Here is a 15977-nt window from a genome sequence, read left to right as displayed (position 1 = left end):
CCGATCCCCGCTCAAGCCCGCTTCGTACCGGTCGATACATTACCCAGCGCCTGACCTTTGTTATCTGGAATGCCCATGAGTCAGTCAATTTCCGACACCAATACCACTACGCAGTACCTCACCGTCAATCTTGCCGAGGAGGAATACGGCATCGACATCCTGGCCGTGCGCGAGATCCGCGGCTGGACGCCGGTGACACGCATCCCGCAGGCTCCGCAGTACGTGCTGGGCGTGCTCAATTTGCGCGGTGCGATCGTGCCGGTGCTCGATCTGCGGCTGCGCTTCGGCCTGAGTCGCGAGGCATACAACGCCACCACGGTGACGGTGATCATCACGGTCGCCAGCAGGCTGTTCGGCATCGTCGTCGATGCGGTATCCGATGTGCTCGACATTGAAGACACGCACCTGCGTCCTGTACCCGACATGGGCACGGCGGTCGACACCGAATACCTGAAGGGTCTGACCTCGATCGGCGAGCGGATGGTCTTGCTGCTCGACGCCGACAAATTATTGCAGCCGCAGGACGTGCAGCTACTGGATACCGCGCTTAACGCGGTTGGCGATGTGAAGGCTGTGGCCTGATTGGAGTTAAGAATGAGAATGCCCTCGTTTCTACTGAAGTTTTCCCTGCGTAGCGTGCGTGCGCGCCTCTACGGGCTGGTTGCCTTGCTCAGCTTTATGCTGCTGGCCGGCGCGGCCATCGGCCTCGGATCGATGGCGCGACAGAACGACGGCACGCGACAGATCTACGAAGGTGAGATGGCGCCGACGCTGATGGTGGCCCACATAGGGACCAGCGCGCTGCAGTGTTTCATCGCGCTTGGTGAGGCCGCTAACCTGGTCGGCAAGCCGGAGCAGATTAAGCAGAAGCTGACGGATTACGATCGTCTCGAGAACGAAGGGACCGACCTGATGAAGCGGTTCTCGCTGCAGCCGAAGAGTCCGGCGGTGGCCGCGGCATTAAAGGAGTATGAATCCACCGACAAGGACATGGCCCAAGCCAAGAGCGATGTTGTCGATGCGCTGAAGCAGAACGACCCGTCGGCGCAGGATTTGCTGCAGATGGAGATGCGCCCGCTGGTGATGCAGCGTCAGCAGGCGCTGGCGAAGCTGATGGAAGCGCAGCGCGTCGAGGCCGCGGCGATTTTCCAGGCGCAGGTGAGCAGCTATCAGCGCGTCCGCATGATCACCATGGCCGCTCTGCTGATCGGTCTGCTGTTTGCGCTGGTGAGCTCGGTCATTCTGGTGCGTTCCATTGTCAATACGTTGAACTACGCGACCAGGCTGGCCGGTGAAATAGCCGAGGGCAAGCTCGGGCACGATATCCAGGTGCGCGGTACCGACGAGCTGTCGCGTCTGCTGGCCGGCCTGCGTGCCATGGACATGCGCCTGGTGGATATTGTTAACGACGTCCGTCACGGTTCCGATGAAGTCAGCACGGCGGCGCAGCAGATCGCTCGCGGCAATGACGATCTCAGCCAGCGCACGCAGGAGCAGGCGTCGAGCCTCGAGGAAACGGCGTCGTCGATGGAGGAGATGACCTCCACCGTCAAGCAGAACGCCGAAAACGCCAGTCACGCCAATCAGCTCGCACGCGGTGCCCGCGAACAGGCCGAGCGGGGCGGTGAGGTGGTATCGCAGGCGGTCACCGCCATGCGCGAGATCAACAGTTCCAGCCGCAAGATTTCCGACATCGTGAGCCTGATCGACGAGATCGCTTTCCAGACCAACCTGCTCGCGCTCAACGCGGCCGTGGAAGCCGCTCGCGCCGGCGAACAGGGTCGTGGCTTTGCGGTAGTGGCCACCGAGGTACGCAACCTGGCACAGCGCAGCGCCAGCGCCGCCAAGGAAATCAAGCTGCTGATCAACGACAGCGCCGACAAGGTGCACACCGGCACAGCGCTAGTGGATCAGTCAGGCAAGGCGCTCGCGGAGATTGTCGACAGCGTGAAGAAAGTGACCGACATCGTTGCCGAGATCGCCGCTGCGAGCCAGGAACAGTCGGCCGGTATCGACCAGGTCAACAACGCCGTGTCGCAGATGGATGAAATGACACAGCAGAACGCCGCACTGGTGGAGGAGGCGTCGGCCGCCGCGCGTGCCATGCACGAGCAGGCGAGCGAACTGACGCGTCAGGTCGGCTTCTTCCGGGTTGTGGGCGATAACGACGCGGCTGCAGTCGCCCCGCGCGTGGAGAGCAAGGTGGCTGAGATCGAAACTCAGGCGGTATTCGCGGCCGTGCGCAAGACAGCCGCACCCCGTGCCCAAGCGCCGCGCGCCGCGGAAACCGCCGACAGCGGAGCATGGAAGGAGTTCTGATCTTATGTCCGCTCGCCCGACGCCCGAGAATGCCAGCTTGACGTCGACTGCAGCCTTTGGTTTCGTGCTGGCTGACGAGGACTTTGCGTTTATCTGCAGCTTCGTCTACCAGCATTGCGGCATCGTGCTGGGGGAGCATAAGCGCCAGCTAGTTCAAGGCCGACTCGGACGCAGGCTTCGGGCGCTTCAACTGCGGGGATTCGATGCCTACGTCGAACTGCTGCGTAACGATCCGCATAGCGAACTGGGCGAGCTGGCCAGTGCGATCAGCACCAACGTCACATCGTTCTTCCGCGAAATGCATCACTACGATTTACTGGTCGACGAGCTGTTGCCGCGCTGGCTCGACGCGAAGCGTAACGGCGAGAGGCTGCGAATCTGGTCGGCCGGCTGCTCCACCGGCGAAGAGCCCTACGCCTTGGCGATGGTGCTGGCGGAGGCCTTGGAGCAAAGCGGCAAGTCGCTGGATGCGCGCATTCTGGCGACCGATCTTTCGCCGCAGGCGCTTGAAGCCGCGCGTCAGGGCGAATATATGCTCGATCGTCTTGGTGGCGTTTCCGAGGCACGTCGCCGACGCTGGTTTCTGCGCGGCGAGGGAAGCTACCAGGGTTTCGCGCGTATCCACCCGCGTTTGCGCGAGCTGGTCAGCATCGAACCGTTGAACCTGCTGCATGTATGGCCCATGCGCGGTCCGTTCGACGCTATTTTCTGCCGCAACGTGGTGATCTATTTCGACAAGCCGACCAAGCAGAAACTGTTCGAGCGCTACGCTGAACTGCTTTGTCCGGGCGGCTATCTTTTCCTCGGTCATTCCGAGTCGATGCACGGCCTCAGCGACGCGTTTGACCTGGTCGGCCGAACGGTCTACCGGAAGCGCGCGGCATGAATGACTATGCGTCCGGACTGGCCGCGCTGAGAGCTGCGCCGCCGGTGATACCCGGCTTCGAGCATATGCGCCGGTTTTGGGATCCCACCCATAGCTGCATGACGGTAAAAGTCCTGCCCGGCGAGTTTTACGTCAGTGCGCAGGAAGAGATGATTTCCACAGTACTGGGCTCATGTATTTCGGCGTGCGTGCGCGACTCTCATCTGCAGATCGGCGGGATGAATCATTTCATGCTGCCCGAGCCATTGGGTGAACGCGACAGCTGGTCGTCGGCGGTAGGGCGCGCGGCGCGATATGGCAGCGATGCCATGGAACAACTGATCAACGCGATCCTCAAGGCCGGCGGACGCCGGGAGAATCTGGTGGTGAAGGTCTTTGGCGGTGGCCGGGTGCTGGCGCAGATGACCGACGTCGGGAAGCGCAATATTGCCTTCATCAGGCGCTATCTGGCGACGGAAAGCCTGCCGCTGGCGGCGGAGGATCTTGGCGATATCTACCCGCGTCAGGTGCAGTTTTTCCCCGCCAGCGGCCGCGTGCGGGTGCGTCAGCTGCGTGCGGTGCGCGACGTGGCCGTAGCCAATCGGGAAGAACATTACCTCAAGCGTTTGGCAAATGATCCGATAAAGGGAGAGGTGGAACTGTTTTAGCCAGAGCGTGGTGGTCAGGCGGCACGAGCCGATGGCGCATCAACGGGATTTCGTATCCGTCCCTGGGCGGTTTCCATCCATACAAGAAGAGAAAAACAGCAATGGAAAAAGTACGCGTCCTTGTGGTCGACGACTCCGCGCTGGTGAGGAAACTGCTGTCGGCCATGCTCGAATCCGATCCCGGTATCGAGGTGGTGGGATCGGCGGCCGATCCGCTGATTGCGCGCGACAAGATCAAGCTGCTCAACCCCGACGTACTCACGCTTGACGTGGAAATGCCGCGCATGGACGGGCTGACTTTCCTGGAAAACCTCATGCGCTTGCGGCCGATGCCGGTGGTGATGGTTTCTTCCTTGACCGAACGTGGTGCCGAAGTGACGCTGCGTGCGCTGGAACTGGGCGCGGTCGATTTCTTCACCAAGCCATCGAGCGATCTGGCCAGCAGCTTTGCCGAAAGCGCTCAGGACATTTGCGCCAAGGTAAAGCTGGCCGCCATGTCGAAACCGAGGGCCTACACTGCTGTGCAGACGTTGGACGTGCCGCCAAGGCTTTCGGCCGATGCGGTGTTGCCGCGCGTGACCACCCCGGGAAGCCGTGGTGGCAGCAGGATCATCGCCATCGGCGCGTCGACCGGCGGCACCGAAGCGATTCGCGTCGTGCTCGCTGCAATGCCGCCGGATGCGCCGCCGATCGTCATCACGCAGCATATTCCGGCGGCTTTCAGTGGCCCGTTCGCCGCGCGCATGGACCATTGCTGCGCGATGCGGGTATGCGAGGCGCGCGATGGCCAGCCGATCCAGCCTGGTCATGCTTACATCGCGCCCGGCGGCCAGCATCTGCTGGTGATCTGGGACGGCGCCAAGCACGTATGCCGGCTGCACGACGGTCCTCAGGTCAATCGTCACAAGCCGAGCGTCGATGTGCTGTTCCGTTCCATGGCGGCGAACGTCGGTGCTTCGACGGTCGCTGCGTTGCTGACCGGCATGGGCGATGACGGCGCGCGCGGATTGCTCGAACTTCGCGATGCAGGCGCACCAACGCTCGTGCAGGACGAGGCCTCGTCGGTAGTCTGGGGCATGCCCGGGGCTGCCTGGAAGATGGGCGCCGCGAACGAAATGCTGCCGCTGCAACGCATCGCTGCGCGATTGCTTTTGCTGGCCCAACAACCCACTGCCGGCGCATCGCGCGCCGTCTCCTGAAGTATCGGAATTCCTCATGTCACTGCCTAGCGCGAACTCCATTGCACGCCCTTTCATCGGTATCGCCGTCAGTGCGATGGCACTACTCATGTGCCTGTTGTGGCATTCGCCATGGCTGGCGCCGCTGCTGATCTTCGTCATTGCTGCGGTGTGGCTGTGGGAGCACGGGCGGCTGGCCAGCAAGGCGATGACCGCGACAGCTACGGTGTCCGTGGTCGACACCACGCCCGTGCGTGAAGCGCTCGAGGACGTGCGCGGTGCGCTGGTCGACGAGCTGGGCCATGCATCGCGTGAACTGCACCAAGCGCTCGATCTGCTGCGTGACGCGGTGTCCGAGCTTGGTGGCGGATTCGACGGCCTGTCGCAAAAGACCGGTCTGCAGCAGTCTTTGCTCAAGCAGATCATCGACGTTCAGAGCGGCGGCGTTTCGGTCCAGGATTTCGCCACGCGCACCAGTGATCTGCTCGAACATTTCGTCGGTCTGATCGTGCAGCTGTCGCGCGAAAGCCTGCGCATCGTCTATCGGATCGACGGCATGTCGAAGGAAATGGACGCGGTGTTCGCGCTGCTCAAGAACGTCAACACCATTGCGGAAGAAACCAACCTGCTGGCGCTCAATGCCGCCATCGAGGCGGCGCGTGCCGGCGAGGCCGGGCGAGGCTTTGCGGTGGTCGCCGGTGAAATCCGCAATCTGGCCAGCAACTCCAATCAGTTCAACGAACAGATCGGCAGCCATGTCGAACGCGCCCGCACGGCGATGGATCAAGTACGTGGCCTGATCGGTGCGCTTGCTTCGCAGGACCTCAATGTCGCGCTGTCGGCCAAAGGCGGTATCGACGCCATGATGGCCCACGTGACGGAGAGCGACATGCGGACCAATGCCGTTACCGACCAGGCAGTGGAGATCAATCGCGGCCTGAGCAACGATGTGTCGACAACGATCCGCTCGCTGCAGTTCGAGGACATTCTCAGCCAGCTACTCAACCAGACCCGCACTCGCCTGGTCGAGCTGCAAGGTGTGGCGGCGGAAACGACCCGCGATATCGAGGATATTGCCTGCGCTCCGATCGATGCCGGTGCGCTGGAAGAGCGTGCGCAGCGTGTGCGAACCCGGCTGGCCTTGCAGCGCGAAAAAGCCCGCCTGCGCTCCCGTGGTCCTGCCTTGCAGAGCACGATGGATGCCGGCGAAATCGAACTGTTCTGAAGGAGCCCCATCCATGAACCTCAACATCCATCACGACACCGAGCAGGATTGCCTGACCCTGCAATTCGGCGAGCATTTCGACTTCACCGTACATCGCGCGTTTCACGATGCATGCCTGGGCGATCGCAAGCCGGCGCGAAGCTACATCATGGACCTGGCCGAAGTCGACACCATGGACAGCTCCGCCCTGGGCATGCTGCTGCTGCTGCGCGAACATGCCGGCGGCGACCGCGCCGAGATTCGCATCGTCAACGCGGGGCCGACCTTGCGCGGGACGCTGCGCGTAGCGGGCTTCGACAAACTGTTTGTCCTGCACTAAGAGCCTGTTCGAAGTCTCCGCATGGCCCGCGCCGAGAGCTGTTTGCCCGCAGACCAATGAAGAACGAGGGTACGCGGGGAAGCGCCATGGATGGCGCCGGCTTTGAGGAGCGAGGAGTGGACGTCGGTCCACACCGAGTAATGACGCAGGAATGGGGGCAAACAGGCCCGGCCCTGCGGCCTCGCCGTGGCCGCCAGGCGGCAGCGCGCGGTTTACACCTTTTCGGTGCTTGACTTGCCAGCCAGGCAAGCGCTGCGCCACGCACCACCACCTGACGGCTATGGCAAGGCAACGCGAGCTACGTGGAGACTTTGAACCGGCTCTAAGCCATAGGGCAATGCACGTTCATCGCGTTCGAGGCTACTGCTGGGGCGGTTGTGTCTCGATCGCCCAAGGTCCGGCGGCGACTGCCAAGTTTGCCGGAGCGAGCGTCTGCGGCCATGGCCATTCGCGCAGCAAGCCCACCACTCGGCATCCAGGTCAGGCCCGGATGCCGAGTGGTGCAAAACGCCACCGAGCCCGCGCGGCATGCCATACAACTGAAGCGGCTCAGGCCGACCGGCGAAGTTCGGATGGCTTGGCGGGAGTGTGACGGGCCACCACGCATGCCACGGTAGAGCTTCGTGGCAGGGCAGTCAAATGACGTGGCCGGCCCTGCCACCAGTCAGTTACTTACCAGGTGCGCACATCGGTGATGGCTGCCGCGTACGTCTGCATATCGGGCTGATAACGAACCAGCCTGCCCAGGTCGAAGTCGACGGACTGTCCCGGAGAGATATTCGTGGTACCGCCGGGCCAGCCCTGCTTGGTGGCCAGAACGGCACCGCTGCCACTTTTTGCATCGACGCGAACCTGGGCGGCGGCCGGCGTTGCGCAATGATTGACCAGCTTGCCCTTTAGGATCAGGTGCATGGCACCGCCCGAACCGACCGTGCCTGCCTTGAAATCCTCAATCGAGAAATCGCTGGCCGAACAGGCCGCATGAGCGGCCATGGGCGTAAACAGCATGAGGCTTGTAACAAGAAGATATTTCATGATTGGTCCTTCGGTAGCGGATATTTTTCAACGACATCTCACGCTGCTTATCGGCCAAGTGGGCGCAAACTTTAGGTTGCGGTCTCGCTCGCCGAGGGGATGGCTGCGGCCGGTAATCCGCCCCTCTTTCGGGTAAGCGAAAACCGATGATCCCGGCGCGAGGCGCGGTGAGATCGTGAACAGGCTCTAAAGCAAACGCAGTCGACAGCCGATGTCTGAGGGTATCGTCGAGGAGCTTCGCATGCGTGTTGCCACCGCATTCAATAAGTACGTTCAATGCCGCCGCATTTCCTGCTGCCGTCGCAGCGCCCCGTTTGTGACGGGGTCGCAGAGGACACGAAGCGCAGGCAGCCGGCTTTACGTGGAAACGTTCTCTCGGGGAATGGCTTTCGCGCGAGGCAAAAAGCTAGCCAAGCTCATTGCCTCGGTGGCTCTCTTTGGAATGATGGGTGTACTGAAGGCCGCTACGACGTCGGCGTCGTTTAGCGTCAGCATGGTCATCCTGCCTACGTGCACGGTCTCGGCGGGTGATGTGGCGCTGAAGGTCGCCTGCGTGGCGAATGGCGTCGTTCCACTGTTGGTGCTCGGCGATACTCAGCACATGCGACAAACCGTTGTTGACGACAAGACCAGAAATATCACGATTACGTATTAGGCAGTCCCGATATCTGTGGAATGGGTGCCGCCGGAAAGGGTTATTCACCAACCCGAAACGAAAAGGTCTCTTTGTATCCGCCGCGAGGCCCTACTTTGAGTAGAGGTGCCGTTGTTCACGTAAGCGGATACACAAGCAAAAAGGCGCCCGATCGGGCGCCTTTTTGCTTGTGACAGGCTTGAGCCGGGATCAGCGCTTGCCGATCTGGAAGTCCTGGTCGGCGACGGTTTTGCCGTCGAGCGAGATTTCGACCTTGTACTTGCCTTCCGGCCACAGGTCCGGGTTCTGCACCTTGAAGGTGGTGATGGCCGGGCCGTCGGTGCTGATCGACTGGGTGATATTGCTGACCAGCACGCTGGCGCCCTCGGTATAGGTCCACTTGGCGTTGAGCTTGGCGCCGCTGGTGCTGCCGTCGGTGGCGACGCTGGCGTAGATGGTCTTGTCGGTGGTGGCGAAGCTGGTGCCCGGCTTGGTCACCTGATGGTCGTTATTGACCGCGTTGCCCAGGGTCAGCTTGGAGAAGCTCAGCGGCGCGCTGGCGGCAGCGGGCGCGGCCGCAGGAGCAGCCGTAGCCGCTGGGGTAACCGCAGGTGCAGTGGCGGCTGCCGTGCTAGCGGCGGCGGGCTTCACGGCAGTGCTGGCTGGCGCAGGCGCCGTAGCAGCAGGTGCGGGAGCGGGTGCTGCGGTGCTGGCGGCGGCCGGGGCCGGTGCGGGCGCTTCGCTTTTACCGCAGGCGCTGAGCAGGAGCATGCTGGCGAATGTGGCGCTGATCAGCGTGGCGGAACGCGGTGAAAATGACATGGTAAGGCTCCAGGGTTGATAACGTGATGACTGACGGGCCATGGTGACGTGCCCAGTGCGGCCAGTCCAGACGAGCTATTTGGCGCAGCACGCGAGATTACCGGCCTCGATATGAAGCGCCGATTACCGAAACATACGGTGTTACTGGCGGGCGCCGCGTGAATTTGCCGGGCTGGCCGGCACGCTGCTGCGAAATGGGTTGATATCCAGGCCACCGCGGCGGGTATAGCGCGCATAGACGCTGAGCCGCTCGGGTGCGCAGCGCGTCATCACATCCACATAGATGCGCTCCACGCACTGCTCGTGGAACTCGTTGTGATTGCGGAACGAGATCAGATAGCGCAGCAGCCCGGCACGGTCGATCGGCCAGCCGCGATAGGCGATCTGCACGCTGCCCCAGTCCGGCTGGCCGGTTACCGGACAGTTCGAGCGCAGCAGGTGCGAGACCACGGTTTCTTCGACGGTCGGAGCGTCGGCGTCGACTTGCAGAAAACTGGCTTCAGGCGGTCCGTAGTGGTCGATATCGATGCGCTGGTCGTCGAGCAGATGGCCGTCCAGATCGACCACGCTGTGCCTGGCGGCGGTGATATCGCTGAGCCGCACCTGGATATCCGCGCCGGCCGCGTGCGAAAGATCGCGCGTCAGCGTCGCCGCAAGCGTCGCCGCATCGGCCACACGCTCCTGCGCAAAGCCGTTCAGATACAGCTTGAACGACTTCGATTCGATGATGTTGGGCGACGTCGCCGGCACGCGGAACTCGGCGATGGCAACGACCGGCTTGCCGCGCGCGTCGAGCCACGACAGCTCATAGGCATTCCAGATATCGACGCCGTGAAACGGCACCGGGTCGCCGACGCCGATTTCCGCACGCTTCTCGGCGCGCGGTATCGGAAACAGCAGGCTGGGGTCGTAGCGGTCGGCGTAGACGGTGCTCTGGCCGAGCTGGGACTGTTCGGGCGTGTTCATGCCGCCCAGTTTAACGGCTTTGCCGGCGTGGCCCGATGGCGGCGCCGGCAGAGCCAAGCTATCGATGATGGTTACACGTTGACCATGTGCATCATCGATTCGGCATAGCGCGTGCCGACCGCGGCATCGGGCGGGAACACCGCTTCGATCGCCTTCAGCTCGGCCGGGCTGAGGGTGACGTCAAGCGCGCCGAGGTTTTCGTCCAGACGCGAGCGACGCTTGGTGCCGGGGATTGCCACCACGTCGTCGCCCTGCGCCAATACCCAGGCCAGCGCCAGCTGCGCCGGCGTGCAACCCTTGTCGTTGGCGAGCTTCTGCACCCGATCGACCAGCTCTAGGTTGTGCCTGAAGTTGTCGCCCTGGAAGCGTGGGTTGTTGCGGCGGTAGTCGTCGGCCTCGAAGTCGTCCGGCGAGCGGATCGCGCCGGTGAGAAAGCCGCGGCCGAGCGGGGAATACGCCACCAGGCTGACGCCGAGCTTGCGGCAGGCGTCGAGCATGCCGTTGCTCTGCGGGTCGCGCGTCCACAGCGAAAACTCGCTCTGCAGCGCCGTGATCGGGTGCACTGCATACGCGCGTTCGATCGTGGCGCCGGAGGCTTCGGACAGGCCCAGGTAACGCACCTTGCCCGCGCCGACCAGCTCGGCCATGGCGCCGACGGTGTCCTCGATCGGCACGCTGGTATCGACGCGGTGCTGGTAATACAGGTCGATGGTGTCCACGCCCAGCCGTTTCAGGCTGCCCTCGCACGCCTTGCGCACGTAATCGGGGTGGCCGCTGACGCCGCGCTTGGTCGGGTCGTTCGGGTCGCGCACGATGCCGAACTTGGTTGCGATGAAGGCGTCGTCGCGACGGCCCTTGATCGCCTTGCCGACCAGCTCCTCGTTGAGAAACGGGCCGTACATGTCGGCGGTGTCGAGCAGGTTGAGGCCGCGGTCGAGCGCGTGCTGGATCGTGGCGATCGATTCGACATCGTCGCGGCCGCTGTAGAAATCGCTCATGCCCATGCAGCCGAGGCCGAGGGCGGAAACCTTGGGGGCCGCGTTTGCGCCGATATCTTTGCCGAGAGTGCGCTTTTGCATGGTGATGTCCTTGAGTGAGAGGAGGGCGTTGGCCGAGGACGGCACCGACAGTCAGACGTACAGCCTGATCGCCCGTGCGGTCGCGGATCTGAACGCATTGCCCCCAGTAGCCTGAATTGGATAAAGGAGGGTAAATTGGTATGTCTATCCAACAAGAATCAACAATGAGGCGGCGATGGATCGTTTCGACACCATGCGCGTGTTCACCCGCATCGTGGATCTGGGCAGCTTCTCCCGCGCGGGCGACGAGCTGGGCATTCCGCGTGCCACGGTCAGCCATGCGCTGCGTCAGCTGGAGGCCCGGCTCGGTACCCAGCTGCTGATCCGCACCACGCGCAGCGTGCGCACCACGCCCGACGGTCAGGCGTATTACACCCGATGCCAGCGCCTGCTGGCGGATCTGGAGGAAACCGAATCGGTCTTCAGCCACGCCGCGGCGCAGCCGCGCGGCTCGTTGCGCATCGATCTGTCGGGGCCGCTGGGTACGGCGGTGATCGTGCCGGCGCTGGCGGATTTTCGCGCGCGCTATCCGCTGCTCGAACTCGATATCGGTGCCAGCGATCGCTACGTCGATCTCGTCCACGAGGGCGTGGACTGCGTGGTGCGCGGCGGCGAGCAGGCCGATTCGGGCTTGATCGCGCGCCGCCTCGCGGTGCTGTCGCAGGTGACCTGCGTCAGTGCGGGCTACGTCGAACAGCACGGCATGCCGCAGGCGCTCGACGAGCTGACGGCGCATCAGGCGGTGGTCTGGCGGTCGCCGACCAGTGGTCGTGCGCAGCCGCTGGATTTCACCGTGGGCGGGGAACTGCGCATCATCGATGTACCCGGCGCGGTGACAGTGAACTCCGGCGATATCTACGCGGCCAGCTGCCGAGCCGGCTTTGGCATGATCCAACTGCCGCGCTACAACGTGGCGGCCGATCTGGCAGCCGGTCGTCTGCTCGAGGTGCTGCCGCAGTATCCGCCGCCGCCGATGCCGGTGTCGGTGATGTATCCGGCGCAGCGGCAGCTGTCGCCGCGCGTACGGGTGTTTGTCGACTGGCTGGTCGAGCTGATGGCCGATCTGCGCTAGCGTCAGCCGACGCACAAGCGGTCAGTCGATGACGATCACGCCACGCCGTGGCGGCGCGCCACCGCAGGTGGTGTCGGTCAACGGAGCGCCCATGGCCGCCAGCACGGCGCGCTGCTCCGACACCGGTGTGCGTAGCGCGCGATCCTCGAACGTGGCCAGTTTGGCAAACACCGGCAGCGCCAGCGTGCGTGCCACCAGGCCGGCGCAGCGCGGCCAGCGTTCGGCATCGATGGTGTAGCGCACGAAACCGGCCATGCGGAAAAAGCTGGCGATACCGATATCGGCGATGGACAGTTCGCCGAAGATGAAATCGTCGGTGGGCAGGTGGGTTTCCAGGTAATCCAGCGCGGCGGGAAGATCGATGTCGCGCGCCTGCTGCACCATCGCGTCATTGGTCTTTTCGCCGAACAGATGCGGTTTGATGCCCAGCTGGTAGAACAGCTTTCCGGCGATCGCATCGCCCAGCGCCACGTCGGCGTATTCCTCCAGCCAGCGCGCCCGTGCCCGATCGGCGATATCGACGGGATAGAGCGATACCTGCGGGTGCCGATCCTCCAGGTACTGGCAGATCACGCTGGAATCGTTGAGCAGAAGATCGCCGTCGCGCATCACCGGAATGCGGCGCAGCGGGCTGAGCTGCGAAAACGTGTCGTTGCCGACAAACGGCGGGATCGGATCGATGCGGTAGTCGATGCCTTTGAGTTCGAGAAACACCAGCACCTTGCGCACGTACGGCGAGATATAGCTGCCGATGATGGTCAGTGGTTCGGACATGGCGGCGATCGGCAGACAAAGGAATCGGCAGGTTGGGAGGCGACCGCGGCCTGCGTCAAGCGCCCCGGATTATTCGGCGGTCGACAGCGGCGGAATCGCGGTGGGCGAGCCGTTGGAATCCAGCGCGATCATCACGAAGCGGCCGGTGGTGCAGACCCGGCGGTCGCCGCTGAGCGGATCCTCGGCGGTCATTTCCACCTCCACCGTCATCGAGCTGCGCCCGACCTTGACCACGCTGGCCACCAGTTCGACCAACTGACCGCTGCGCACCGGCACGCGAAAGTTCACCTCTTCCGAGCGCGCCGTCACCACCGTGCGCCGCGCATAGCGCGACGCCACGATGAACGCCGCCTTGTCCATCCATGCCAGCGCCTGGCCGCCGAACAGCGTGCCGAGGTGGTTGGTATGGTCGGGGAAGACCATCTCCATCAGGCGGGCTTCGTGGGGAATCTTGATCATGGCATTCTGCTGATTGAGTGGACCGGACGTGGTTCGACGGTGTCTCGCATTGTAGTTTGTTGCGACTGCACAAATGTGCGCCGGCATGGACCTATGGCAGGGGTAGTCGGCCGGCTTACGCGCTAGCATCGGACGATTGAGTGGCGGCGATCGCCGACCGTTCGCCGCCTGTCCTGTTTTCATCCGGAGGTTGCATGCATTCGATAGTCCGCACGTCGTGCCGAGCTGGCGCAGTGATGGTGATCCTGGCGTCGTCAGGGGTGGTGGCCGAGAGCCGCACGCTGACCGCCAACGACTATGCACAAGCCGAGCGCTTCATGAGATACAACACGACGCCGCTGGTCGATCACTCGGTGCGGAAAGTCAGCTGGCTGGACGATGGCCACTTCTGGTATCGCGACCACGACAGCGCGGGCGATCATTTTGTGCAGATGGATGCGGCCACCGGCACGGTCACGCCGCTGTTCGATCAGTTGAAGCTGGCCGCCGCGCTGGCCAAGGTCACGGGCAAGCCGGTCGACGACAAGAAGCTGCCGATCAGCGCATACAGCGTGGCGCCGGACGGTCGTCTGGATATTGCCATCAAGGACAAGCACTATCTGTGCGATGTGAAAAACAGCGGCGCCTGCGCCGCGGTGGAACCCGGCAAGAACACCGGCAGCGAGCCGGGCGTGCTGTCGCCGGACAAGAAATCCGAGGCGTTCATCCGCCATTGGAACCTGTGGCTGCGTGACGCTGCCAGCGGCAAGGAAACCCAGCTCACCACCGACGGCGTGGAGAACTTCGGCTACGCCACCGACAACGCCGGCTGGAAGCACACCGACAACGCCATTCTGGAATGGTCGCCCGACTCGACGAAGATCGCGACCTTTCAGCAGGATCAGCGCAAGACCGGCGACATGTATCTGGTGACTACCAACGTGGGCCATCCGACGCTGCTGTCGTGGAAGTATCCGCTGGCCGGCGACAAGAACGTCACCATGATCGAGCGCGTCGTCATCGACGTGCCCAACCATAAAACCGTGCGTTTGCAACTGCCGCCGGACCAGCACCGCTCCACCCTGTGCGACGATGTCAGCTGTGGCCCGGACGGCGGCTGGGACGATGTGAAATGGGCGCCGGACAGCAAGACCCTGGCTTTCGTGTCCACCTCGCGCTACCACCAGCACGAGTGGTTCCGCATCGCCGATGCGGCCACCGGCAAGGTACGCACCGTGTTCGAAGAAACCGCCAAGACCTACTACGAGAGCGGCCTGGGCACGGCCAACTGGGCATACCTGCCGGCCACACACGAAGCGGTGTGGTTCTCCGAGCGCAGCGACTGGGGTCAGCTGTACCTGTACGACCTCGACACCGGCAAGCTCAAGCACGCCATCACCACGGGCGAGGGCAATGTCACCGAGATGCTCAAGGTCGACCCGGCCACGCGCACCGTGTGGTTCCGTGGCGTGGGCCGCACGACGGGCGTCGATCCGTATTACCAGCAGTTCTGGAAGGTCAGCCTCGACGGCGGCCAGCCGACTCTGCTGACCCCGGAAGCGGCCGACCACACGGTCGATCTCTCGCCGGACCACAAGCTGTTCGTGGATGCCTGGTCCACACCTACGGAGCCGCCGGTGACCGTACTGCGCAGCGCCGAGGACGGTCACACTGTCGCCAGCGTCGCCAAGGCGGATATCTCGCGTCTGAAGGCTGCCGGCTGGGTGCCGCCGGTGCCGATCGTCGTCAAGGCGCGCGATGGCAAGACGGATCTGTACGGCATCATGTTCAAGCCATCGCACTTCGATCCGTCGAAGAAGTACCCTGTCATCGATTACATCTACCCCGGTCCGCAGACCGGTTCGGTCGATACGCGCAGTTTCTTACCCAGTCACGGCGATAACCAGTCGCTGGCCGAACTGGGCTTTATCGTGGTGGCCATCGACGGCATGGGTACACCGTGGCGTTCGAAGTCTTTTCACGACACCTGGTTCGCCAACATGGGCGACAATACGCTGCCCGATCAGGTTGCAGGCCTGAGGGACCTGGGCAAGCGCTATCCATGGATCGACTTGGACCGCGTGGGCATCTGGGGCCACTCCGGCGGCGGCAACGCGTCTACCGATGCGATGTTCCGCTATCCGGATTTCTTCAAAGTCGGCTGGTCCGAGAGCGGCAACCACGACAACCGCAACTACGAGGACGACTGGGCCGAGAAATACCAGGGCGAGCAGATCGTCGGTGCGGACGGCAAGAGCAATTACGACGACCAGGCCAATCAGAACCTTGCGGCCAACCTCAAGGGTCATCTGATGCTGGTGCATGGCACGCTGGACGACAACGTGCCGCCTTACGAGAGCCTGCTGGTGGTCGATGCGCTGATCAAGGCCAACAAGGATTTCGACATGCTGATGATCCCCAACGTGCGTCACGGCTACGGTGCGGCGACGGCATACGCCACGCGCCGGCGCTGGGACTATTTCGTGACCAACCTCGCCGGCAATACGCCGCCGAAAGAGTTCGCGCTGAAACCGACGCCGATGCCGTGACCCAACGATAAGGGGCGCTATAACGCGCGAGTCC

General features: G+C 63.2%; 16 protein-coding genes. 10 read left to right on the top strand and 6 right to left on the bottom strand.

Features of this window, described 5'->3' with window-relative positions:
* Nucleotides 1-75 precede the first annotated feature (75 nt).
* From HDE76_RS15500 to HDE76_RS15470, 7 genes are all read left to right on the top strand, one after another.
* Nucleotides 76-582, top strand: a complete 507-nt coding sequence (locus HDE76_RS15500) for a chemotaxis protein CheW (protein WP_184508893.1) — start codon at nt 76-78, stop codon at nt 580-582.
* A 12-nt stretch (nt 583-594) separates the two neighbouring features.
* On the top strand, nt 595-2319 hold the full coding sequence (locus tag HDE76_RS15495; RefSeq protein WP_179478335.1) for a methyl-accepting chemotaxis protein: 1725 nt from the start codon (nt 595-597) through the stop codon (nt 2317-2319).
* Between the two features lie 4 nt (nt 2320-2323).
* Nucleotides 2324-3205, top strand: a complete 882-nt coding sequence (locus HDE76_RS15490; RefSeq protein WP_184508891.1) for a protein-glutamate O-methyltransferase — start codon at nt 2324-2326, stop codon at nt 3203-3205.
* A 44-nt stretch (nt 3206-3249) separates the two neighbouring features.
* Nucleotides 3250-3852: a chemoreceptor glutamine deamidase CheD gene (gene cheD, locus HDE76_RS15485; protein ID WP_343205720.1), complete on the top strand. Its 603-nt coding sequence runs from the start codon at nt 3250-3252 to the stop codon at nt 3850-3852.
* 101 nt (nt 3853-3953) lie between these two features.
* A complete protein-coding gene (locus tag HDE76_RS15480; RefSeq protein ID WP_179478330.1) occupies nt 3954-5051 on the top strand; it encodes a chemotaxis response regulator protein-glutamate methylesterase in 1098 nt (365 codons plus the stop codon).
* Between the two features lie 16 nt (nt 5052-5067).
* The gene (locus HDE76_RS15475; RefSeq protein ID WP_179478328.1) at nt 5068-6255 is read left to right on the top strand and encodes a methyl-accepting chemotaxis protein; all 1188 of its coding nucleotides are present in this window, start codon (nt 5068-5070) and stop codon (nt 6253-6255) included.
* A gap of 13 nt (nt 6256-6268) precedes the next feature.
* On the top strand, nt 6269-6574 hold the full coding sequence (locus HDE76_RS15470) for an STAS domain-containing protein (RefSeq protein WP_179478326.1): 306 nt from the start codon (nt 6269-6271) through the stop codon (nt 6572-6574).
* 672 nt (nt 6575-7246) lie between these two features.
* Here the strand turns inward: HDE76_RS15470 and HDE76_RS15465 are convergent.
* Nucleotides 7247-7609 carry a hypothetical protein gene (locus HDE76_RS15465; RefSeq protein ID WP_179478324.1) on the bottom strand — a complete coding sequence of 121 codons (363 nt, stop codon included), beginning with the start codon at nt 7607-7609 and terminating at the stop codon, nt 7247-7249.
* 241 nt (nt 7610-7850) lie between these two features.
* On the opposite strand from HDE76_RS15465, the gene HDE76_RS15460 reads away from it, so the two are divergent.
* On the top strand, nt 7851-8264 hold the full coding sequence (locus HDE76_RS15460) for a hypothetical protein (protein ID WP_184508889.1): 414 nt from the start codon (nt 7851-7853) through the stop codon (nt 8262-8264).
* Nucleotides 8265-8453: 189 nt separating this feature from the next.
* Here the strand turns inward: HDE76_RS15460 and HDE76_RS15455 are convergent, their stop codons facing one another.
* The 3 genes from HDE76_RS15455 to HDE76_RS15445 form a co-directional block, all read right to left on the bottom strand.
* Nucleotides 8454-9065 (bottom strand): hypothetical protein, encoded by a 612-nt coding sequence (locus HDE76_RS15455; protein WP_184508887.1) that lies wholly within the window; start codon nt 9063-9065, stop codon nt 8454-8456.
* A 141-nt stretch (nt 9066-9206) separates the two neighbouring features.
* The gene (queF, locus tag HDE76_RS15450) at nt 9207-10031 is read right to left on the bottom strand and encodes an NADPH-dependent 7-cyano-7-deazaguanine reductase QueF (protein ID WP_184508885.1); all 825 of its coding nucleotides are present in this window, start codon (nt 10029-10031) and stop codon (nt 9207-9209) included.
* Between the two features lie 71 nt (nt 10032-10102).
* Nucleotides 10103-11110: an aldo/keto reductase gene (locus HDE76_RS15445; RefSeq protein WP_184508884.1), complete on the bottom strand. Its 1008-nt coding sequence runs from the start codon at nt 11108-11110 to the stop codon at nt 10103-10105.
* Nucleotides 11111-11285: 175 nt separating this feature from the next.
* Between HDE76_RS15445 and HDE76_RS15440 the strand changes: the two genes are divergently transcribed.
* Nucleotides 11286-12182, top strand: coding sequence for a LysR family transcriptional regulator (locus HDE76_RS15440; RefSeq protein WP_184508882.1), 897 nt, complete (start codon nt 11286-11288; stop codon nt 12180-12182).
* A gap of 21 nt (nt 12183-12203) precedes the next feature.
* On the opposite strand, the gene HDE76_RS15435 is transcribed toward HDE76_RS15440, so the two are convergent.
* The gene (locus HDE76_RS15435) at nt 12204-12956 is read right to left on the bottom strand and encodes a glutathione S-transferase family protein (protein WP_184508880.1); all 753 of its coding nucleotides are present in this window, start codon (nt 12954-12956) and stop codon (nt 12204-12206) included.
* Nucleotides 12957-13025: 69 nt separating this feature from the next.
* The gene (locus tag HDE76_RS15430) at nt 13026-13415 is read right to left on the bottom strand and encodes an acyl-CoA thioesterase (RefSeq protein WP_184508878.1); all 390 of its coding nucleotides are present in this window, start codon (nt 13413-13415) and stop codon (nt 13026-13028) included.
* A 194-nt stretch (nt 13416-13609) separates the two neighbouring features.
* Here HDE76_RS15430 and HDE76_RS15425 point away from each other — a divergent pair, with 194 nt between their 5' ends.
* On the top strand, nt 13610-15943 hold the full coding sequence (locus HDE76_RS15425; protein WP_184508876.1) for a S9 family peptidase: 2334 nt from the start codon (nt 13610-13612) through the stop codon (nt 15941-15943).
* Nucleotides 15944-15977 lie beyond the last annotated feature (34 nt).

Source organism: Rhodanobacter sp. ANJX3 (assembly GCF_014200755.1).
GTDB lineage: Bacteria > Pseudomonadota > Gammaproteobacteria > Xanthomonadales > Rhodanobacteraceae > Rhodanobacter.
This window is presented reverse-complemented; position numbering and strand designations above follow the sequence as displayed.

What these genes read in the sequence shown, in the direction of transcription:
- HDE76_RS15500 (WP_184508893.1), top strand. Translation starts at nt 76, where the DNA reads ATGAGTCAGTCAATTTCCGACACCAATACCACTACGCAGTACCTCACC.
- HDE76_RS15495 (WP_179478335.1), top strand. Translation starts at nt 595, where the DNA reads ATGAGAATGCCCTCGTTTCTACTGAAGTTTTCCCTGCGTAGCGTGCGT.
- HDE76_RS15490 (WP_184508891.1), top strand. Translation starts at nt 2,324, where the DNA reads ATGTCCGCTCGCCCGACGCCCGAGAATGCCAGCTTGACGTCGACTGCA.
- HDE76_RS15480 (WP_179478330.1), top strand. Translation starts at nt 3,954, where the DNA reads ATGGAAAAAGTACGCGTCCTTGTGGTCGACGACTCCGCGCTGGTGAGG.
- HDE76_RS15475 (WP_179478328.1), top strand. Translation starts at nt 5,068, where the DNA reads ATGTCACTGCCTAGCGCGAACTCCATTGCACGCCCTTTCATCGGTATC.
- HDE76_RS15470 (WP_179478326.1), top strand. Translation starts at nt 6,269, where the DNA reads ATGAACCTCAACATCCATCACGACACCGAGCAGGATTGCCTGACCCTG.
- HDE76_RS15465 (WP_179478324.1), bottom strand. Translation starts at nt 7,609, where the DNA reads ATGAAATATCTTCTTGTTACAAGCCTCATGCTGTTTACGCCCATGGCC.
- HDE76_RS15460 (WP_184508889.1), top strand. Translation starts at nt 7,851, where the DNA reads ATGCGTGTTGCCACCGCATTCAATAAGTACGTTCAATGCCGCCGCATT.
- HDE76_RS15455 (WP_184508887.1), bottom strand. Translation starts at nt 9,065, where the DNA reads ATGTCATTTTCACCGCGTTCCGCCACGCTGATCAGCGCCACATTCGCC.
- queF (WP_184508885.1), bottom strand. Translation starts at nt 10,031, where the DNA reads ATGAACACGCCCGAACAGTCCCAGCTCGGCCAGAGCACCGTCTACGCC.
- HDE76_RS15445 (WP_184508884.1), bottom strand. Translation starts at nt 11,110, where the DNA reads ATGCAAAAGCGCACTCTCGGCAAAGATATCGGCGCAAACGCGGCCCCC.
- HDE76_RS15440 (WP_184508882.1), top strand. Translation starts at nt 11,286, where the DNA reads ATGGATCGTTTCGACACCATGCGCGTGTTCACCCGCATCGTGGATCTG.
- HDE76_RS15435 (WP_184508880.1), bottom strand. Translation starts at nt 12,956, where the DNA reads ATGTCCGAACCACTGACCATCATCGGCAGCTATATCTCGCCGTACGTG.
- HDE76_RS15430 (WP_184508878.1), bottom strand. Translation starts at nt 13,415, where the DNA reads ATGATCAAGATTCCCCACGAAGCCCGCCTGATGGAGATGGTCTTCCCC.
- HDE76_RS15425 (WP_184508876.1), top strand. Translation starts at nt 13,610, where the DNA reads ATGCATTCGATAGTCCGCACGTCGTGCCGAGCTGGCGCAGTGATGGTG.